Origin of the sequence: Streptomyces iconiensis, assembly GCF_028657195.3 — a bacterium.
Classification (GTDB): domain Bacteria; phylum Actinomycetota; class Actinomycetes; order Streptomycetales; family Streptomycetaceae; genus Streptomyces; species Streptomyces iconiensis.
On record NZ_JANCPR020000011.1, the window covers coordinates 39,430 to 59,544 of the forward strand.

General features: G+C 70.2%; 14 protein-coding genes. 7 read left to right on the forward strand and 7 right to left on the reverse strand.

Going from position 1 to position 20,115, the window contains the following annotated elements; genetic code table 11:
* The first annotated feature begins 80 nt into the window (after nucleotides 1-80).
* Nucleotides 81-3,053, forward strand: coding sequence for an FAD-binding and (Fe-S)-binding domain-containing protein (locus NMN56_RS13290; RefSeq protein ID WP_274041128.1), 2,973 nt, complete (start codon nucleotides 81-83; stop codon nucleotides 3,051-3,053).
* A gap of 215 nt (nucleotides 3,054-3,268) precedes the next feature.
* Here NMN56_RS13290 and NMN56_RS13295 read toward each other — a convergent pair whose 3' ends face one another.
* On the reverse strand, nucleotides 3,269-4,633 hold the full coding sequence (locus tag NMN56_RS13295; RefSeq protein WP_274041129.1) for an alpha-amylase: 1,365 nt from the start codon (nucleotides 4,631-4,633) through the stop codon (nucleotides 3,269-3,271).
* A gap of 295 nt (nucleotides 4,634-4,928) precedes the next feature.
* Between NMN56_RS13295 and NMN56_RS13300 the strand changes: the two genes are divergently transcribed.
* Nucleotides 4,929-6,335, forward strand: a complete 1,407-nt coding sequence (locus NMN56_RS13300) for a Gfo/Idh/MocA family protein (RefSeq protein ID WP_274041130.1) — start codon at nucleotides 4,929-4,931, stop codon at nucleotides 6,333-6,335.
* 197 nt (nucleotides 6,336-6,532) lie between these two features.
* On the opposite strand, the gene NMN56_RS13305 is transcribed toward NMN56_RS13300, so the two are convergent.
* Nucleotides 6,533-7,228, reverse strand: coding sequence for a L,D-transpeptidase family protein (locus NMN56_RS13305; protein ID WP_280842685.1), 696 nt, complete (start codon nucleotides 7,226-7,228; stop codon nucleotides 6,533-6,535).
* A 270-nt stretch (nucleotides 7,229-7,498) separates the two neighbouring features.
* Between NMN56_RS13305 and NMN56_RS13310 the strand changes: the two genes are divergently transcribed.
* Both NMN56_RS13310 and NMN56_RS13315 read left to right on the forward strand, forming a co-directional pair.
* Nucleotides 7,499-9,646 carry an ABC transporter transmembrane domain-containing protein gene (locus tag NMN56_RS13310; RefSeq protein ID WP_274041132.1) on the forward strand — a complete coding sequence of 716 codons (2,148 nt, stop codon included), beginning with the start codon at nucleotides 7,499-7,501 and terminating at the stop codon, nucleotides 9,644-9,646.
* The gene (locus NMN56_RS13315) at nucleotides 9,643-11,508 is read left to right on the forward strand and encodes an ABC transporter ATP-binding protein (RefSeq protein WP_274041133.1); all 1,866 of its coding nucleotides are present in this window, start codon (nucleotides 9,643-9,645) and stop codon (nucleotides 11,506-11,508) included. The genes NMN56_RS13310 and NMN56_RS13315 overlap by 4 nt, the downstream gene beginning before the upstream one ends.
* Before the next feature lie 380 nt (nucleotides 11,509-11,888).
* Here NMN56_RS13315 and NMN56_RS13320 read toward each other — a convergent pair whose 3' ends face one another.
* Nucleotides 11,889-12,686, reverse strand: a complete 798-nt coding sequence (locus NMN56_RS13320; RefSeq protein WP_274041134.1) for a metal-dependent hydrolase — start codon at nucleotides 12,684-12,686, stop codon at nucleotides 11,889-11,891.
* Nucleotides 12,687-12,828: 142 nt separating this feature from the next.
* Here NMN56_RS13320 and NMN56_RS13325 point away from each other — a divergent pair, with 142 nt between their 5' ends.
* On the forward strand, nucleotides 12,829-15,357 hold the full coding sequence (locus NMN56_RS13325) for a DEAD/DEAH box helicase (RefSeq protein WP_274041135.1): 2,529 nt from the start codon (nucleotides 12,829-12,831) through the stop codon (nucleotides 15,355-15,357).
* A 52-nt stretch (nucleotides 15,358-15,409) separates the two neighbouring features.
* On the forward strand, nucleotides 15,410-16,330 hold the full coding sequence (gene tesB / locus NMN56_RS13330) for an acyl-CoA thioesterase II (RefSeq protein WP_274041136.1): 921 nt from the start codon (nucleotides 15,410-15,412) through the stop codon (nucleotides 16,328-16,330).
* 67 nt (nucleotides 16,331-16,397) lie between these two features.
* Here tesB and NMN56_RS13335 read toward each other — a convergent pair whose 3' ends face one another.
* The 3 genes from NMN56_RS13335 to NMN56_RS13345 all read right to left on the reverse strand — a co-directional run bounded on the left by NMN56_RS13335 (nucleotide 16,398) and on the right by NMN56_RS13345 (nucleotide 18,254).
* Entirely contained in the window at nucleotides 16,398-17,330 is a 933-nt protein-coding gene (locus NMN56_RS13335) for a DUF6397 family protein (RefSeq protein ID WP_274041137.1), read from the reverse strand.
* A gap of 133 nt (nucleotides 17,331-17,463) precedes the next feature.
* The gene (locus tag NMN56_RS13340) at nucleotides 17,464-17,856 is read right to left on the reverse strand and encodes a roadblock/LC7 domain-containing protein (RefSeq protein ID WP_274041138.1); all 393 of its coding nucleotides are present in this window, start codon (nucleotides 17,854-17,856) and stop codon (nucleotides 17,464-17,466) included.
* 92 nt (nucleotides 17,857-17,948) lie between these two features.
* Nucleotides 17,949-18,254, reverse strand: a complete 306-nt coding sequence (locus NMN56_RS13345) for a hypothetical protein (RefSeq protein WP_274041139.1) — start codon at nucleotides 18,252-18,254, stop codon at nucleotides 17,949-17,951.
* Between the two features lie 254 nt (nucleotides 18,255-18,508).
* Here NMN56_RS13345 and NMN56_RS13355 point away from each other — a divergent pair, with 254 nt between their 5' ends.
* Nucleotides 18,509-19,138 (forward strand): class I SAM-dependent methyltransferase, encoded by a 630-nt coding sequence (locus NMN56_RS13355; RefSeq protein WP_280842686.1) that lies wholly within the window; start codon nucleotides 18,509-18,511, stop codon nucleotides 19,136-19,138.
* Here the strand turns inward: NMN56_RS13355 and NMN56_RS13360 are convergent.
* Nucleotides 19,135-20,067, reverse strand: a complete 933-nt coding sequence (locus tag NMN56_RS13360) for an oxygenase MpaB family protein (protein ID WP_274041141.1) — start codon at nucleotides 20,065-20,067, stop codon at nucleotides 19,135-19,137. The genes NMN56_RS13355 and NMN56_RS13360 overlap by 4 nt on opposite strands.
* Nucleotides 20,068-20,115 lie beyond the last annotated feature (48 nt).

The following is a 20,115-nucleotide window of genomic DNA, read 5'->3' on the forward strand; positions in this document are numbered from 1 at the left end:
TGCTCGCTCGTCTGCCTCACACCCGGTTCCGCCCCTCGCCCCCGCCCTCCACTCACTCCCCTCCGCGCCTTGGAGATGCCATGCCGCTGCTCGAACCCAAGTCCGGCGCTCTGCGTCCGCAGCCAGAAGCCGGGCACTCCCCTGCGGCGGACCGCGTGGCCGACTCCCGCGCGGGCGGCACGGCGCAGCCGCTGCGCGGTGACCTGGAGCGGCTACTGGGTGCGGACAAGGTGCTCTGGAAGGTCTCCGACCTGGTGCGCTACGCCTCCGACGCCAGTCCGTACCGCTTCGTGCCGCAGGTCGTGGTGCTCGCCGAGGACGTGCACGACATCTCCGCCGTACTGTCCTACGCCCGCGAGCACGGCCGCGATGTCGTCTTCCGCGCCGCCGGTACCTCGCTGAACGGGCAGGCGCAGGGCGAGGACATCCTCGTGGACGTACGCCGTCACTGGGCGGGCGTCGAGGTGCTGGACGGGGAAGGAGCGCGTGCCCGCATCCAGCCGGGGACCACCGTGTTCAGGGCGAACGCGTCGCTGGCGCCGTACGGCAGGCTGCTCGGACCCGACCCGGCCAGCGCCATCGCGTGCACCGTCGGTGGCGTCGTCGCCAACAACGCCTCGGGCATGACAGCGGGCACCACCCGCAACTCCTACCGCACCGTGGCCTCGCTCACCGCCGTGCTCCCCAGCGGCACCGTCGTGGACACCGCAGCGCCGGACGCCGACGAGAAGCTGGCGAGCGCCGAGCCCGAGCTGTGCGAGGGCCTGATGGCCCTCAAGGCGGAGATCGAGGCGGACGCCGGCCTTGTCGCCCGTATCCGTGCGAAGTACGAGCTGAAGAACACCAACGGTTACCGCCTGGACGCCTTCCTCGACGGCGGGACACCGGTGGAGATCCTGCGCGGGCTGATGGTGGGCTCGCAGGGCACGCTCGGCTTCCTGGCCGAGGTCGTCTTCGACACCCTGCCCCTGCTGCGCCGCACCTCGACGGGCCTGTTCTTCTTCCCGACGCTGTCGGCCGCCGCCGCCGCTGTGCCACGGTTCAACGAGGCCGGGGCGATGGCCGTCGAGCTGATGGACGGCAACACCCTGCGTGCCTCGGTCAGCGTCGCCGGGGTGCCGCAGGACTGGGCCGAGCTGCCGAGGGAGACCACGGCGCTCCTGGTGGAGTTCCGCTCCCCCGACGACGCGACGCGTGAGGAGCGCGAACGCGAGGCGCGGGAGGTGCTGTCCGGCCTGGAGCTGATCGCTCCGGTGCCCTCGGTGACCAACGAGCTGACCCGCGACCCGGGGACGATCGCGTCCTACTGGAAGGCCCGCAAGGCGTTCGTGACCGCCGTCGGCGGATCGCGCCCCTCCGGAACGACCCTGATCACCGAGGACTTCGCCGTACCGCCCTCGCGGCTGGCGGAGGCGTGCGAGGCGCTGCTGGAGCTGCAGGAGAGGCACGGATTCGACGCCGCTGTCGCGGGGCACGCCGCGCACGGGAACCTGCACTTCCTGTTGGCCTTCGACGCCGCCGCCCCGGACGACGTGGAGCGGTACGCCGCCTTCATGGACGCGTTCTGCCGGATGACCGTCGAGCGGTTCGACGGCTCCCTCAAGGCGGAGCACGCCACCGGGCGGAACATCGCGCCGTTCCTGGAACTGGAGTGGGGCGCCAGGGCAACCGATCTGATGTGGCGCGTCAAGCGGATCGTTGACCCCGCCGGGGTCCTGGCGCCCGGTGTGCTGCTGGACCGCGACCCGCGGGCGCATCTGCGCGGCCTGAAGTCGATCCCGAGCGTCGAGGCACTGGCCGACCCGTGCATCGAGTGCGGCTTCTGCGAACCGACCTGCCCGAGCGAGGACCTGACGACCACACCGCGCCAGCGCATCGTGCTGCGCCGCGAGATGCTGCGGCAGGCGCCCGGCTCACCGGTCAACGACAGCCTTCTCGACTCCTACGGGTACGACGCCGTCGACACCTGCGCGGGCGACTCGACCTGCAAGCTGGACTGCCCCGTGGGCATCGACACCGGCGCCCTGATGAAGGACTTCCGGCACGCGCGGCACTCGGCACGCGAGGAGCGCAACGCCGAGCGGACAGCCCGGCACTTCGGGCGGGTCGAGCGCTCAGCGCGGCTGGCCGTCGCGGCGGCCGACCAACTGCGCGGACGGCTGCGCGGACGCGGCGGCGACCTGGGCGACCGGCTGCTGAACTCCCTGACGGACAAGGCACGCAAGGCCGTGAGCCCCGACCTGGTGCCCGAGTGGCTGCCGGAGGTCCCTGGACCCGCTGCCAAGCGGCTGCCCGCGACGAACAGAGCGAGCGCGGCAGCCGTCTACTACCCGGCCTGTGTCAACCGCATCTTCGGCGACCCGAAGGGCTACGACGGGCTGTCCCTGCCCGAGGCCATGATCATCGTCTCGGCGCGTGCCGGCCGACCCGTATGGATCCCCGAGGATGTCACCGGCACCTGCTGCGCGACGATCTGGCACTCCAAGGGCTACGAGTCGGGCAACACACTGATGGCCAACCGGATGGTGGAGGCCGCCTGGCGGTGGACCGACGGCGGCGAACTTCCCCTGGTCGTGGACGCGTCCTCGTGCACGCTGGGCATCGCCGAAGAGGTCGTGCCGTATCTGACGCCCGCCAACCGCAAGCTGCACGACCAGCTGAGGATCCTCGACTCCCTGGTGTGGGCGGCGGAGGAGCTGCTGCCCCGGCTGACGATCGAGCAGCGCACCGGCTCCGCCGTACTGCACCCGACCTGCTCCATGCGGCACCTGGACGACGAGGCCGAACTGCGCACCGTCGCCGAGGCATGCGCCGAGGAAGTCGTGGTGCCGCTCGACGCCGGCTGCTGTGCCTTCGCGGGCGACCGCGGGCTGCTGCACGAGGAGTTGACGGCTTCGGCGACCGCGCGGGAAGCCGCCGAGGTGACGGCGCGCTCCTACGACACGTATCTGTCGGCCAACCGCACCTGCGAGATCGGGCTCAATCACGCTACGGGCAACAGGGGTTACCACTCGGTCATCCAAGAACTGGAGCGCGCCACCCGGCCGAGGTGACAGGGGGACCGGTGCGGGCCAGGACACGGCCCCGGAGCGGGCGCGGCGCCGGGCCCGGACACGGGCCCCAGGCGGCGGGGACGGCGAGGCCGTCGCCCACGTAAGGCATGCGGGACGCGCGCGTGGGCATGCGGGGACGGGGAGTTACGGACCCGCCCGCGCCGGTTGCCCCCGTATGGCGTGCGGGGTCTCCCCCGCACGCCTGCGGTGCGTGGCTATCCGGTCGCGCCGGTGTGGAGGGCGACGGCCGCGTGCGCGGGCAACTTGAGCTGGACCGTCCCGCCGTCATCGACCTGGACCTTCTCGGCGCAGTTTCCCAGCCCGGAGGCGACGTTGCAGTACGTGCCCGCCGGCAGCGAGGTCTTCAAGCTCCTGTTCAGCTCGCCGTCACCGTTGTTGAGGGCGACGAAGCCCTTGTCGCCGCGGCTGAAGGCGAGCGCCTGGCCCTCCGACCACCAGTCCTTCAGCTCCGCCGCACCGACGGTGTTGCGGAACCCGACCATGCCGGTGATCTCCGGCCGGGCGTGGGTGTTGGTCCAGCCGCTGTCGCCGCCGGGCGGGCCCGCGTCGTGGTCGCTGAACTCGTAGCCGGAGTAGACGTTCGGTGAGCCGTAGGGATGGGCCAGGAGGAAGACGTTGGCGAGCGTGTGGGCCGGGCCGTCCTTGTAGGTGAGGGTGGAGCCGTTGCGTTCGGTGTCCCAGTTGTCGACGAACGTGCGCGCGGGGCCGCCGTCGAGCTTTCCGTCGCCGATGCCCTGGAGAGAGCCCAGGTCACCGCCCTGGAAGGCACTCTTGATGTGGGCTCCATAGCGGAACTCGTCCACGTCGCCGACGCCGGTGTACTCCTCGGGCTGTACGGCTTCGCCCGCGCCGTGGATGACCTCGCTGACCCAGAAGCCGGGGTCCTGCCGCATCGTGGACTTGATGGCCTCCACGTCGGCTGCGGCCATGTGCTTGGCCGCGTCGATGCGGAAGCCCGCGACGCCCATCGAGCGCAGGTCGTCGAGGTATCCGGCGATGGCGGTGCGGACCTTGTCGCTGCCGGTGTCGAGGTCGGCCAGACCCACGAGTTCGCAGTTCTGGACGTTCTCGCGGTTGGTGTAGTCCTTGATGTTCTCGCGGCAGGTGTGGAAGTCGGCGTCCTCGTAGGTGCCGGGGTAGCCGTACTTGGTGTACCGCGTGCCGCCGGTTCCGGTGCCCGAGCCGGAGGACATGTGGTTGACGACGGCGTCGGCGATCACCTTGACACCCGCCTTGTCGCACGCGCCGACCATGTTCGCGAAGTCGGTACGGTCACCGAGCCGGCCCGCGATCTTGTAGCTGACGGGCTGGTAGGAGGTCCACCACTGGTCGCCCTGGATGTGCTCGGTCGCGGGTGAGACCTCGACATAGCCGTAACCGGCCGGTCCGAGCGTGTCGGTGCACTCCTTGGCGACCGAGGTGAACGGCCGCTCGAACATCGTCGCGGTGACCGTCTTCTCGCCGGGAGGCACGGCCTGGGACTGCCAGGGGGCGACCGCTATCAGACCGCCGGCCGCCAGAACTCCGGCCGTGCTCGCCCCGAGCAGGCGTTTTCTCATCGTTGCGGCTCCTTCGTCATGCGGGCACGAGGGGGTGCCCGGGAAGGCAGCCACGCGCCTGGGCCGCCGTGGGGGGTGACGGCTCGGAGCCTGCCGCTTGCGGCGTGGGCACGTCAAGAGTTGCCGCAAGCATTTCCAGCTGTTGCTGCAATATCTTGCTGCCCGCTCCCGCAAGGAAGTCCATCTACGGGCAAGGAGAGTCCAAGCCCGTCCTCTTGCGCACCACTGGTCTCAACCACCAGTGTCCTGAACGGAGTTCACGCATCCGTCACGCAGCGACCTGCCGGGAGGCCCTATGAACGACCAAGGATTCAGCCGCCGTTCGGTGATCAGAACGGCCGGTGCCGCGGGAGCGGGACTGGGCATCGGCGCGCTCGGCACCGGAACAGCGGACGCCGCGCCCGGAGCCGCGGCGGACGCCGGGGAAGCACAGGCACCCGCCGCGCCTCCACGCCAGGGCGAGACCATGATCGGCGTCCCGTTCGAGGGCCGCAGCACCATCCGGGTCGGCATCGTCGGCCTGGGCCAGCGCGGCGGCAGCATGATCGACCTGTTCCTCGCACTGAAGGGCGTACGTGTCACCGCGCTGTGCGACACGGTGCGCGAGAAGACCGAGCGCGCGGCGAAGAAGGTCACCGACGCGGGCCAGCCGGCGCCCGCCCTCTACACCAAGGGCGAGCACGACTTCGAGAAGCTGTGCAGACGCGGCGACCTGGACTTCGTCTATGTCGCGACGCCGTGGGAGTGGCACTTCCCCATGGCCAAGGCCGCGCTCAAGGGCGGCAAGCACGTGGGCGTGGAGTGCCCCATCGCGCTGGACCTGAAGGAACTGTGGGAGCTGGTCGACCTCTCCGAGCGGCACCGCAAGCACTGCATGCAGCTGGAGAACTGCGCCTACGGGCAGAACGAGATGCGCGTGCTGCGCATGGCACACGAGGGACTCTTCGGCGACCTGCTGCACAGCGCGGGCGCCTACATCCACGATCTGCGCGAGCTGATGTTCGACCCCGACTACTACGAGGGTCCCTGGCGCCGTCGCTGGCACACCCGCCTCAAGGGCGACCTCTACCCCAACCACGGCTTCGGTCCGGCCTCCAACTACATGGACGTCAACCGCGGCGACCGCGCCGTGCGCATCAGCACCTTCGGTACGCCCTCCCTCGGCCTGGCCGCCTACCGCAAGCAGCACATGCCGCCGGACCACGAGAGCTGGAAGGAGACCTACGTCGAAAGCGACATGTCGATCAGTCTCGTCCAGACCGCCAAGGGCCGCGTGATCCGGCTGGAGCACAACGTCTCCAACCCGCACCCCTATGACCGCCTCAACCTCCTCGCCGGCACGAAGGGCGTGTTCGAGGACTACCCGCCCCGGATCTATCTGGAGCCGGACATGTCCGGTCACGAGTGGGGCGACTTCGGCAAGTACAAGGACTTCGACCACTGGCTGTGGAAGGAACACGCCAACCCGCCCGGCGGCCACGGCGGCATGGACTACATCATGCTCTTCCGCCTCGTACAGTGCATGCGCCTCGGACTCGTCCCCGACTTCGACGTGTACGACGCGGCCACCTGGACCTCTCCCGTGCCGCTGAGCCACGCCTCCATCAAGGCGAAGGGCATGCCGCAGGAGATCCCCGACTTCACCCGGGGGCTGTGGAAGAAGGAGCGCACCGGTATCGACTCCGAGAAGCCCAAGGGGTAGCCGTACGCGCTTCGTTCAGGGATCGGGCGCCGGTTGCCTGGCGGAGGCCGTGAGAGCGGGGCGCGGGAGTGGGAGCTGGTCGTAGGAGTGGCCGCAGGACTCGGCCCCTCGGGCCCTCGGGGCGTAGAACTCGGGCCCCGGGACTTGGGACTCGGGACTCGGGCCCTGGGACCTGGGGCTTGGGACCTGGGCCCGGTTCAGCCGGCGAGTGACCGCTTGTCCCCCATCACCACGACCGGGCTCCGGTCCGGGTCGAGGGTGCGCAGCAGCGTCTCCATACCGGACTTGGAGATGCTCACACAGCCCGAGGTGCCGTCGCCATGATCCATGTGCAGCCAGATGCTGCCCCCCTTGGCCTTCCCCTGCGGGCGGGTCGGGTCGAGGGGGGTTGTGCCCTTGACGCGGTTGTAGTCCACGGCGATGACGTGGTCGAAGTCGTGCCGCGTCTTCTTCGGCCAGTACGTCGGCGGGGTGAACGCCGGGGTGTGCGCATAGGGCAGCTTGGAGCCGGGGTCGGCGAGCACGCCGCCCGCGTCAGAGAGGCTGAAGACGCCGACGGGGCTGCGCTTGTCGCCCTCGTGGTGGTTGGCGGACCAGCCCTTCTTGCCGTTGTGCGCCTGCCAGGTGTGCTCCTGCTTCCACTTGCCGCCCTGCTTCTGGCGTGTGTAAAGGCGCAGCGTCGCGTCCGCCGAGTCCTTGTCCTTCCCCTCAACGGCGACGACCTGGGTGCTCTTGGCGGGAATCTTCTTCTGAAACCTGTCGCCCACATCCGGAATTCTGGTGGGGTCCTGCGCACGGTCGGCCTTGGCCGAGGGTGCGGCGGCCTTCCCGTTCCCTCCGTCCCCTCCCCCGGCTTCGGTGTCACCGCCGCAGCCGCTGAGGAGGACCGCCATCGCAGTACCCCCGACTGCCGCGACAAGGGCCGCCTTGCCCTTCGCATGTGCTCTCGGCCGCACGGTCGCCGCATCGTGCGGGCCCGCGGCGTCGACCGCCCGTGCCGCCGCCCTCTCCGGTGTACGTCCTGCCCCAGGTATGCGCATGTCCTCCATGGTCGCACTGGCCTGAAGCGAGCCGGACGCCGGGAAAACCCGTTGATATTCGGCATGCGGTGAAGCGAGCCTTTCACGGCACCGGTCGGCCCGTACGAACTCCTCTGGAAACTCATGCAGATTCGCGATCTCCCCTACGCCGACCCGGGCGTCCCCGACGTCCGTTCCGGCTTCCGCCTTTTGGTATGGCTCGGCCGCAACCAGCTGGGCGGCCAGCTCAAGGCCCTCGCCTGGGGCGTGCTGCACCTGGCCTCCATCGCGCTCTTCCCCGTGGTGGCGGGCCTCGCGGTGGAGGCCGCCGTCGACCGCTCCGGCGAACGGCTCGCCGTGGCCGGCGCCGTGATGACCGTAGTCACCCTCACCGTCGCCCTCGGCGACACGATGCTGCACCGCGTGGCCGTCACCAACTGGATCACGGCAGCGGCCCGCGTCCAGCAACTCCTCGCGCGGCGTGCCGCGGCGCTGGGCTCCACCCTGACCCGAAGGGTCGCGGCGGGTGAGGTCGTGGCCGTCTCCACGGGCGACATCGAACGCATCGGATGGTGCGTCGAGGCCGTCTCGCGCTTCAGCGCCGCCCTGCTCACCACCCTCGCCGTGTGCGCGGCCCTGGTCGTCTACGAACCGCAAATCGGGCTGCTCGCCTGCGCGGGCATGCTCGCCCTGGCCCTGACCGTGCTGCCGCTGCTGCCCCGCGCGACCCGGCGCGCTGACTTCCAGCGCGAGCGCGCGGGCAGAGCCACGGAGCTGGCCGCCGACACCGTGGCCGGTCTGCGCGTGCTGCGCGGCATCGGCGGCGAGGAACTGTTCCTCTCCCGCTACCGCCGGGTGTCCCAGGAGGTACGCAGGGCCGCGGTGCGCACCGCGCGAATGTGGGCGCTCATCGAGGCCGTACAAGTGGCCATTCCTGGGCTCCTGTTGGTCGGTGTCGTGTGGTACGGCACAGGGCTCGCCCTGGACGGGCGCATCACGGCGGGTGAACTCGTCATGGCCTACGGCGCCATGACGTTCCTGCTGTTCCCGCTGCGGCTGTTCGGCGAGTTCGCCATGTCCTACTCCTTCTCCCGCCCCTCGGCCGCACGCGCTGCCCGCGTGCTCTCGCTGCACCGGTCGAGCGAGAGTGCGGAGGCGGGCGCCGGGGCATCCCCTGGCCCTGGGGCGACCGGGGTGGCCGGGGTGGACAGGGTGGCCGGGGTGGACAGGGTGGCCGGGGTGGACAGGGTGGCCGGGGGCGCCTCGCCCGTCCCGCCCCCTTCCGGCTCTGTCTGCGTCCCGGATGCCGGGGATGCGGGGGATGCCGCGGATACAGCCGGGCTCTACGACCCCGTCAGCGGACTGCACGCGGCGGCGGGACAGCTCACCGCCGTGGTGTGCGGGGACCCCGACGAGGCGGGACGGCTCGCGGAACGGTTGGGCGGGCACCCCGTGGACGAGCCCGGTGAGGATGAGGCCGGTCAGGACGAGCCCGTTGAGGGCGGAACCAGGCGCCAGGACACGGTCGTGGGCGAAACGGTCGTGGGCGAAGTGGAGGCCCAGGGCGAGGCAGGTCCACCCCGTGAAGCGGGCATCGGCACGGGCACGGGCTCGGCCCCGGGGCACGCCGGTCACCGGTCCGCCGTCCTCGACGGTGTACCGCTCGACGCGATGCCACTGGAGGCGGCCCGTACCGCGGTGCTCGTCCAGGACAAGGACCCCATGCTGCTCTCGGGCACGCTCGCCGAGTTGCTCGACGTGCCCTCGTCCGGCGCTGTCGGCGTCCACCAGGCGCTGGAGGCGGCGCACTGCTCCGACGTGCTGACCGCACTGGTGCAGGGCAGCCCCGACGCGGAGGGCGATCCGATGCGGGCACGGCTGACCGAGCGGGGCCGGTCGCTGTCGGGCGGGCAACGGCAGCGGCTCGCCCTCGCGCGGTCGCTGATCACCGACCCGGACGTGCTGGTGCTGGACGAGCCCACCTCCGCCGTCGACTCGCACACCGAGGCCCGTATCGCGCGTTCCCTGCGGCAGCTCAGACAGGGGCGGACCACCGTCGTCTTCTCCTCCAGCCCTCTCCTGCTGGACCGCGCCGACCGCGTGGTGTTCGTACACGACGGAACCGCTTCGGCCGAAGGCACACACCGCGAACTCGTCCGTACCGACGCGGCGTACCGCGCCGTCGTCACACGCGAACCCGAACCCGAACCCGAACCGGAACCCGAGCCCGCCGGCCCGCCGGGCGGCGCCCTCACGCGGACCGCCAAGACCGAGGGAGCCAAGTCAGCATGACCCTGGACACCGCAGAGTCCATACGTGAAGAGAGCGTGGAGACCGCCCGTGAGCGGCCCCGGAAGGCGCCCCGCGCCAAGGAGTTCGGTGTGCCGCCGCCCGCGTACGACCCCTCCGCTCCCGAGGACGTCACGATCCTCCCGGTCGGCTCCCCGACGACAGTCCGCTCCTATGTGCGCGAGCTGCTGCGGCGGCACCGGCGTACGTTCATCCTGCTCATCGCCGTGAACACCGTCGCCGTTGTCGCCTCGATGGCCGGCCCGCAGCTGCTGGGCGGGGTCGTGGACGGACTCGCGGACGGGGAACGCGATCTCCATCTGGGCCGCGTCGTCGCACTGTTCACCGCCGCGCTCGTCATCCAGACCGTCTTCACACAGCAGGTGCGGCTGCGCGGCTCCGTACTCGGCGAGGAGATGCTGGCCGACCTGCGCGAAGACTTCCTCGTACGTTCCGTCCAGCTCCCGCCCGGAGTCCTGGAGCGCGCCGGGACGGGCGACCTGCTGTCGCGGATCACCACCGACATCGACAGGCTGGGCGACGCGATGCGCCGGGCGGTTCCTCAACTCGCCATCGCCGTCGTATGGATGGTGCTGCTGCTGGCAGCTCTCGGTTTCACCGCACCGCCCCTGGCACTGGCCGTGCTGCTGACGCTGCCTGTGCTGGTGCCGGGCTGTCGCTGGTACTTCCGCCGGGCGCCGCGCTCCTACCGCGCCGAGGCCGCCGGCTACGCGGCGGTGGCCGCCGCGCTCGCGGAGACCGTGGACTCCGGCAGGACTGTGGAAGCCCACCGGCTGGGCGCCCGCAGGATCGCGCTGTCCGAGCGGCGGATCGCCGAGTGGACCGCGTGGGAGCGCAGGACGCTGTGGCTGCGTACCGTGCTCTTCCCCGTCATCAACCTCAGCAACATGCTGGTCCTCGGCGGAGTGCTGATCCTCGGCGGGATCTTCGTGCTCCAGGGATGGATCAGCGTCGGCCAGCTGACCACAGGTGCGCTGCTCGCACAGATGCTGATCGAGCCCGTGGAGCTGATCCTGCGCTGGTACGACGAGTTGCAGGTCGCTCAGGTCTCGCTGGCCCGGCTGGTGGGAGTGCGCGAGATCGAGCCTGACAACGGTGACAGCGCCGTCACGCCCGACGGGCAGGAGGTGCGCGCCACCGACGTGCGCTTCGGCTACCACGACGGCGTCGACGTACTGCACGGCGTGACCCTGGAGGTTCCGCCCGGCACGCGGGTGGCGTTGGTGGGCCCTTCGGGCGCGGGCAAGTCCACGCTCGGACGGCTGCTCGCCGGGGTCTACGGGCCGCGGCGCGGCGAGGTCACACTGGGCGGAGCCGAGCTGACGGACATGCCGGCCGAGGAGGTCCGCCGCCATGTGGCTCTGGTCAACCAGGAGCATCACGTCTTCGTCGGCTCCCTGCGCGACAACCTGCTGCTCGCCCGCCCCGAAGCCGCGGACGCCGAACTGTGGGCGGCACTGGGCGCCGTGGACGCCGACGGCTGGGCCACGGCGCTGGATGACGGCCTGGACTGCGAAGTCGGATCCGGCGGCGTCACCGTCACCCCGGCACAGGCACAGCAGATCGCACTGGCACGGCTCGTGCTCGCCGATCCCCACACGCTGGTGCTGGACGAGGCAACCTCCCTGCTGGACCCGCGCGCCGCGCGGCACCTGGAACGGTCGCTGGCACACGTGCTCGACGGCCGCACCGTGGTGGCCATAGCCCACCGACTGCACACCGCGCACGACGCGGACGTGATCGCGGTCGTGGAGGACGGCCGGATCAGCGAACTGGGCAGCCACGACGCCCTGGTGTCCGCAGGAGGGCCGTACGCCGCGCTGTGGCGCTCCTGGCACGGGTGAGAGCGGGCCCGAGTGGGGCCCCGGGTGATCGAGTTGGGGCCCGGGGCGGCCGGGGTCGGGATGCGGTCCCGGGCGGCCGGGGTGGGACCCCGGGAGAGCCCGTTGGCCGGGACGGGCTCCGCGTCGCGGTGGGAGGGCGGAGGCAGGAGCCGACCCCCGGGCCGGAACGGCTGCGCGTGAGAGCCGGGGGTGGGCGGCGTCGCGGGGCGGCGAGGTGCGGACGGCGTCTCGCGGAAACGAGAGGGGGACGGCGGCGCGCGGCAACCGGACGGGGAGGGCGCCACACGGGAGCACGGCACAGAGGGCACCGCACGGAAGCGGCATGAGGGCAGCGCCGCGCGGGAGGCAGGCACAGCCGACATCGCGCGGAAGCGGGTCCGTCAGCCTCCTACGATGCCCAGCGCGACAAGGCTGCCCGCACCGCTGAGCACCATGAAGGCGGGCATCAGTATCTTGTGCTCCACCCAGGCACCCGCGCGGAACCTCATGAAGCGGGGGGTGCCCAGCGGGTACCAGCGATTGCCCGCGATCGGAATCGGCCACAGGACGGGGCAGCCCGAGACGGTGAGGGAGTCCCCGATGTTGTGCACCATCGCGCCCAGCACGATCGGCAGCCCCAGCCAGAGGTACTCCTGCCCTTCTCCGGTGAACAGCCAGTGCGCGCCATTGCCCGGCTTGTCCATGATCCCCGCGAGCATCCAGGCGCTGGTGGCACCCAGCAGCCACACCAGGACGTCGCTGGAGACCCGCGCCATCCGCCACAGCAGGCCCTCGACGGCAAGCACCATATGGATGAAGAGGATGACGAGGACCGCCCAGCGGTCCCACATCACGGCTGCTGCGGAGAAGCCCGCGCCTATGAACAGTGCCCAGGGCCAAGTGTGGGTGAGCGTGCGGTGGCCACCGGCGCGGCGGCGTTCCCCCTGGGAGCGGGTCCCGTTGTAGACGGCGGTGGACAGTTTGTCGATCACTCCGCACAACGCATGGGAGAGGGGTCCGAAGGCGCGGGAAATGGTCGCGGACTTCTGGTCGAGGTCCGGTGCCAGGGCGGCTCCCGCGCAGATCAGTGCGCCGACGACGACCACAGGCCATGGCATGGGGTGGTCCATCGCCGCGGCTGCGGCTCCCACCCCCAACCAGGCTGCGGCCCCCGACAGCGAGTGCGCCGGTCCCATCATGCGTATCCCGCCTCTGTTCTTGGTGTTGCGTGCCCGCCGTCCGGAGTCCCTCCGGTTCTGACGCCTGGTCGGCGACACAGCGTAGCGTCAGATGATCACTGGAAGCCCACCGGTTCCGTGATCGGAGACAGCAGAGGGCAGTATGGGGGGCGTGACAGCCACCCTTATCGATCAGATGCCGAGCGACGCCGATCCCGATGCCCTCTTCGAGTCCTTCTCGGGCTGGGCGGAAGAGCGGGGTATCTCGCTGTATCCCGCCCAGGAGGAGGCGCTGATCGAGGTGGTCTCCGGTGCGAACGTGATCCTCTCGACACCGACGGGTTCCGGCAAGAGCCTGGTCGCCGCCGGCGCCCACTACACGGCACTCGCACAGGACAAGGTCACCTTCTACACGGCACCCATCAAGGCCCTGGTCTCGGAGAAGTTCTTCGACCTGTGCAAGCTGTTCGGCACGGACAACGTCGGCATGCTCACCGGCGACGCCTCCGTCAACGCCGACGCTCCCGTCATCTGCTGCACGGCGGAGGTGCTGGCCTCCATCGCGCTGCGCGACGGCGCCGACGCCGATGTCGGTCAGGTGGTGATGGACGAGTTCCACTTCTACGCCGAGCCCGACCGGGGCTGGGCCTGGCAGATTCCGCTGCTGGAGCTCCCGCGGGCGCAGTTCATCCTGATGTCCGCGACGCTGGGTGATGTCTCGCGGTTCGAGGAGGACCTGAAGCGGCGTACGGGCCGCCCGACGACGGTGGTGCGTTCGACGACGCGGCCGGTGCCGCTCTCCTACGAGTACCGCACCACCTCGCTCACGGAGACGCTGACGGAGCTGCTGGAGACCCATCAGTCGCCGGTCTACATCGTCCACTTCACCCAGGCACAGGCCGTGGAACGGGCACAGGCACTGATGAGTATCAACATGTCGACCCGGGCCGAGAAGGACGAGATCGCCAAGGTCATCGGCAACTTCCGCTTCACCACGAAGTTCGGCCGCAACCTCTCGCGCTACGTGCGGCACGGCATCGGGGTGCACCACGCGGGGATGCTGCCGAAGTACCGGCGGCTGGTGGAACGGCTGGCGCAGGCGGGACTGCTGAAGGTCATCTGCGGAACGGACACGCTCGGTGTGGGCGTCAACGTGCCCATCCGCACGGTCCTGTTCACCGCTCTCAGCAAGTACGACGGCAACCGCGTACGCACGCTGCGCGCCCGCGAGTTCCACCAGATCGCCGGCCGTGCCGGGCGCGCGGGCTTCGACACCTCGGGCTTCGTCGTCGCACAGGCTCCCGAGCACGTGGTGGAGAACGAGAAGGCGCTGGCGAAGGCCGGCGAGGACCCGAAGAAGCGCCGCAAGGTCGTGCGCAAGAAGGCACCCGAGGGGTTCGTCAACTGGAGCCAGCAGACCTTCGAGAAGCTGATCGCCTCCGAGCCCGAGCCGCTCAACTCCCGTTTCCGGGTGACCCACGCGATGCTGCTGTCGGTGATCGCCCGCCCCGGTGACGCGTTCGCGCAGATGCGCCGGCTGCTGGAGGACAACCACGAGGACCGGCGCTCCCAGCTGCGGCACATCCGCCGCGCCATCGCGATCTACCGTTCGCTGCTGGACGGCGGGATCGTCGAGGCACTGAACGAGCCGGACGAGGAAGGCCGGACCATCAGGCTGACGGTGGACCTCCAGCAGGACTTCGCCCTCAACCAGCCGCTCTCGACATTCGCGCTCGCCGCCTTCGAGCTGCTGGATCCGGAGTCGCCCTCCTACGCCCTGGACATGGTCTCCGTCGTCGAGTCGACACTGGACGACCCGCGTCAGATCCTCGCCGCGCAGATGAACAAGGCCAAGGGCGAGGCCGTTGCGCAGATGAAGGCCGACGGGATCGAGTACGAGGACCGGATGGAACGGCTGATGGACATCAGCTACCCCCAGCCGCTGGAGGAGCTCCTCTTCCACGCCTACGGCCTCTACCGCAAGTCCCACCCCTGGGTCGGCGACCACCCGCTCTCCCCCAAGTCGGTCATCCGTGACATGTACGAACGGGCGATGACCTTCACGGAGTTCGTCTCCTTCTACGAGCTCGCCCGCACCGAGGGCATCGTGCTGCGCTACCTGGCGAGCGCCTACAAGGCCCTGGAGCACACCGTCCCCGACGACCTCAAGTCGGAGGACTTCCAGGACATCATCGAGTGGCTGGGCGAGATGGTCAGGCAGGTCGACTCCAGCCTCCTGGACGAGTGGGAGCAGCTCGCCAACCCGGCGGACGAGACCGCCGAGGAGGCCCAGGAACGGGCCGACCAGGTCAAGCCCGTGACCGCCAACCCGCGCGCCTTCCGCGTCCTCGTGCGCAACGCGATGTTCCGCAGGGTGGAGCTGGCCGCGCTCGACAAGGTCGACGAACTCGGCCAGATGGACGGCGAGTCGGGCTGGGACGCGGACGCCTGGGCTACGGCGATGGACTCCTACTGGGAGGAGTACGAGGAGCTGGGCACCGGGCCCGACGCCAGGGGCCCGCGTCTGCTGCGCATCGAGGAGGTCCCGGAGGACCGGCTGTGGCGCGTCCGGCAGACTTTCGCCGACCCCCGCGGAGATCATGACTGGGGTATCTCGGCCGAGGTCGACCTCATCGCCTCGGACGAGGAGGGACGCGCCGTGGTCAAGGTGACCGCCGTGGGCCCGATGTGAGCACGGCGCCGGGCGTGAGGGTCGCGCCGGACGCGAGAGAGGAACAGACCACATGACCGGGCCCAGCCCTGCGGAACGCCTCGTCGACCTGTTGGACCTGGAAGAGATCGACCTCAACATCTTCCGGGGCCAGAGCCCCCATGAATCCCTCCAGCGGGTCTTCGGAGGGCAGGTCGCGGGGCAGGCGCTGGTCGCGGCGGGCCGCACCGTCGAGCAGCAGCGGCCCGTGCACTCCCTGCACGCGTACTTTCTGCGTCCCGGCATTCCCGGGGTGCCGATCGTGTACCAGGTCGAGAGAGTAAGGGACGGGCGTTCCTTCACCACCCGCCGGGTGATCGCCGTCCAGCGCGGCAGGACCATCTTCAATCTGACTGCCTCCTTCCATCTTCCCGAGACCGGTTTCGAGCATCAGCTCCCCATGCCGGACGTGCCGGATCCGGAGAGCCTGCCGAAGCTCGCCGACGAGATCCGCGAGCACCTCGGCTCCCTGCCGGAGCCCTTCGAGCGGATGGCACGCCGTCAGGCGTTCGACCTTCGCTATGTGGAGCGGCTGCGCTGGAGCACCGCCGAGCTGGAGGGCGTCGAGCCGCGCAGCAGCGTGTGGATGCGCGCGATCGGTTCGCTGGGCGACGATCCCCTCGTGCACACCTGCGCACTGACCTACGCCAGCGACATGACGCTGCTCGACGCCGTACGTCTCCCGGTCGAGCCGCTGTGGGGAGCGCGGGCCTTCGACACGGCCTCACTGGACCACGCGATGTGGTTCCACAGACCGTTCCGCGCCGATGAGTGGTTTCTGTACGAGCAGGAGTCACCGATGGCGACGGGCGCCCGCGGGCTCGCCCGTGGCCAGATCTATGACCGTGCTGGGCATTTGATCGTCTCCGTGATGCAGGAGGGGCTCTTCCGGCCGCACGAGTCCAACCGCCCGCCGCGCCGGCAGGAACCGAACGAGACGCCACCGTCCGGCTGACCTCTGCGCGTGCCCCACTCCCCCGGATACATGACGCTCACGGCCGGGCCCGTGGCGGCGCTGACCGTCATTGGGCGGGGCCGGTGGCGGTCTTGGTCCTTCGGCTGCGCAGGGACCATCGCCGCCGGGGCACGGTCGCCGGCGGGCCCGGCACAAGGTGCGGGGTGTCCGGGCCCGGACGGGCCGGATCGGCCTCCGGCGCTGGGGTGGCGGGGTGGGACGCCAAGGGCGCGGAGGAACGCGCCTCCTCCAGGGCCGTGTGCAGTGACAACTGGTAGGTCCGGACCTCCTCTTCGCTGTCTGCGACGCGGAGCGACTCCAGCGCGTCGTTCATCGCCTCCGGTTCCCTGCGCTCTTCCGCGAGCGCCGGCATCAGCGCCCTGAGCCGGGCCTGCTCGTCGGCGGCCGGAACGGCCTCGGCGAGCGCGTCGTCATCGAGCACAGACGCCCTGGCCGCCGCCAGTTCCCAGGGGCCGCCCGCCTCGGTCTCCAACTGGCGCACCCGCCTGCTGCGCCAGCGCCTTCCCCGCTCGTCGAGACCCGCTTTCAGTGCCTCACGCCTCTCGCGCGGCATGCGTTCTTTCAGCAGCTCAGGGCTGCTGTCCACGAACTCCCGTAGTTCGTGGGCGAGATAGAGCCAGACAACGGTGCGGTAGCGATTGACGTAGAACCTCACCGGGCTGAAGTGCCCTGTCCTGGCGAGACGGGCGAAGCGCGAGAGGCTGATGCCCATCAGCGTCGCCCCCTCGCTCGCGCCGACCAGCCGCAACCGCTCGCGCAGGAGCTCCGGAAAGCCCTCCGCGCTCTTGACCCTCTCGATCTCCTCGCGCGTCACCCGGCGAGGTCCTCCGGGGACCCCCGGCACAGTGCGTACCTCCTCCGTGTGCACGGCAAGCTCAAGTTCCCTGGGCCACAGGCCCAGTTCCCCGGCCGCCGTGCGCAGTGCCATGTTCGTGGAGCGGGTCTCCGCTCCTTGGCCGTTGGTCGTCCTGCTTCGCATGCGGTCATCCCCCCGCTGTCGTTCAACTACGTTGCGTGAAGACGATAACGCGCTCGCGATTTTCTCGCGGAGCCTGTGGATAACTCCGCGGACATGCAGGTCAGAGGCTTTCGGTGAGGAGCGGTGCGGCGGCTCAGCGACTGTTTCGCATGGCGACGCCCAGGTGCTCGCCGACACGGTTGACCAACAGCGTCATCTCGTAGGCGACCTGGCCGATGTCCGCCTCCGCCCCCGCCAGGACACACAGGCAGCTGCCGTCACCCGCGGCCGTCACGAAGAGCACCCCCTCATCGAACTCGATCATGGTCTGTCGTACGCGTCCCGCCCTGAAGTGCTGGCCTGACCCTTTGGCTAGGCTGTGCAGCCCGGAGGAGACGGCCGCCAGATGCTCGGCGTCCTCCCGGTCGAGTTCATGGCTGCTGCCCGTGACGAGTCCGTCGTTGGAGAGCACCAGCGCGTGCCGGACAGACGAGATCCGCTTCGTGAGGTCGTCCAACAACCAGTCGAGTCCCGTATTCAGTGCCACCCCGCTGCCCCCTTTTCCTCAGCATCTGCCGTGCCACCCTTACCCACGACAGCACGGTGAGCAACCACTACGTCCTCTTTGGGCGCGCGAGGTTATATCCCTGTCGCATCCGTCACTGCCATCTCGCCCAGGAGCGCGGTGCGGTGGCGTCCGGCCACGTACTCGATCAGCCGGACCAGCGCTTCCTTGCCCACGTCGCGGTCCCGTGCATCGAGGAGCGTGACCGGAACCCTGGGCTCCAGACCGAGCGCTCGCGCGATCTCGCGCGTGGTGTGGGAGCGGGTGCGGGAGAAGCAGTTGACGACGACAAGGAAGGGAACGCCGAGGCGCTCGAAGTAGTCAACGGCCGGAAAGCACAGTTCCAGTTCGAGGGGGCGTTCACAGGGCGCGGAGGCCATCGATCACCTCGCCGAGGACTCCGGCGGCGCCCTCCCGGGACAGCGGCGTGGGAGACGCGGGGCGCTGGACGCGCAGGTGGCCCCGACGGCACAGATCCCCCAGCAGGACCCATCGGAAGGGCCCTGGTTCGGGTGAGGCTCACGCCGAACGCCTTGCGGAAGCGTCGCAATTCGCCGACTCCGCGAACGGCAACGACCGGTCCTGCTCCGTATGTGAGTGGCCGGGGCACGATGATGGGCGTATGACACATGACATGGCTGAAGGACGGGCCGCAGTCCAGGAGTTCTTCACGGAGCGCGCGGCGCGGTGGGACGCGAAGTTCCCCGACGACGGCCCGGCGTACGCCTCCGCTGTCGCCGCGCTCGGTCTGCGCCCGGGCGCCACGGTCCTGGACGGGGGGTGCGGAACCGGTAGGGCACTGCCTCCCCTGCGGGACGCCGTGGGACCGTCGGGCACGGTACTGGGCGCCGATCTGACACCGGCCATGCTGGAGCAGGCCGTGCTCAAGGGGCGGGACGGAGCCGCCTGGTTGCTCTGCGCCGACGCCGCCCGGCTGCCGCTGCGGGACGGCGCCCTGGACGCGGTGTTCGGCGCCGGACTCATCTCACACCTGCCAGGCCCGGAGATCGGGCTGCGCGAACTCGCCCGCACCGTACGTGCCGGCGGCGTGCTCGCCCTCTTCCACCCCCTCGGGCGCGCGGCGCTGGCCGCGCGCCAGGGACGGCAGGTGACCTCGGACGACGTACGGGCCGAGCGCCGGCTCCAGCCGCTGCTGGCCGCGACGGGCTGGCGGCTGGACTCCTACGTGGACGAGGACAACCGGTATCTCGCGCTGGCCGTACGGATCAGGGCCGGTGAGCCGACCGGGGGCGACCCTGCCTAGGGGCGCTTCTCCTCGATGGCGGACTGCCCCTTGGCCGCGTGCGGCACCGGGCAGGCGGACTTCCCCTGGCCGGTCCCGCCCCCGAAGGCGCCGAGGTCGGCCACCTGGTAGCCCACGGGGTAGCCGGGATAGCTCTTGATCTCGCGGTTCTGCCGCCCGAAGTGCGGGCGGTCGCGCGGCGGCAGCAGCCGTACGCCCCTGCCCCGCAGCCGCAGCGCGCCGCGCACCAGGCGCCGCGTCGTGGGGCTGGGTCGGGCGTAGCGGAAGGCGCGCAGCAGCGAGTCGTCCAGCAGTGCCTTGCTGGCGGTGCGCACCGCGGGGGCGAGGGGCGCCGGGTACCAGGAGGCCATCAGGTCGAGGGTGGAGTCGGAGACCTTCCGCGCACCCTCGTCCCAGCCGTAGTTGGCGTCCTCGTAGTCGTTCAGGTACTTCTCGAACTCGGCGTAGCCGACGGGCACGTCCTGGATGCCCATGTGCCGCCCCAGGGTGCTGTAGTAGTGCGCCGTGGCGCGCAGCTCGTGCGGAGTGAGGCGGCGCCAGCCGAACGCGTCGAGCCAGCGCTTGGGCGTCACCACGAAGGTGCACAGCACGTAGCGCATGTCGTCGTTGGAGATGTCGTAGGTGCGGTGCATCTGGTTGATGCGCCGGATCGCGGTGCGCCCGTTCACACTGTCGAAGCCGTGCTCGACAACCGCGTCCAGCAGGAGCGAGGTGTCGTCGTAGCGCCTCTGCGTACGGTCGGTCAGTTCGGCCGTCTCGGCCAGCAGCCGGCCGATGCTGGGCACGGCATAGGTGCGGTAGAGGGCGAGTTCGAGTGCCCGGGCGATGTCCCAGGGGAACTCGTAGGCCGCGATCAGTCGGTAGATCTCGTGGGAGTCCTTTTCGGGGTCGAGTCGCAGGATGTGCTTGAGCCGGTCGTAACGCCGCACGTGGCGTCGCCTCCTGTCACTGCCCGTGTCTGTTGTGGATCCACTCTA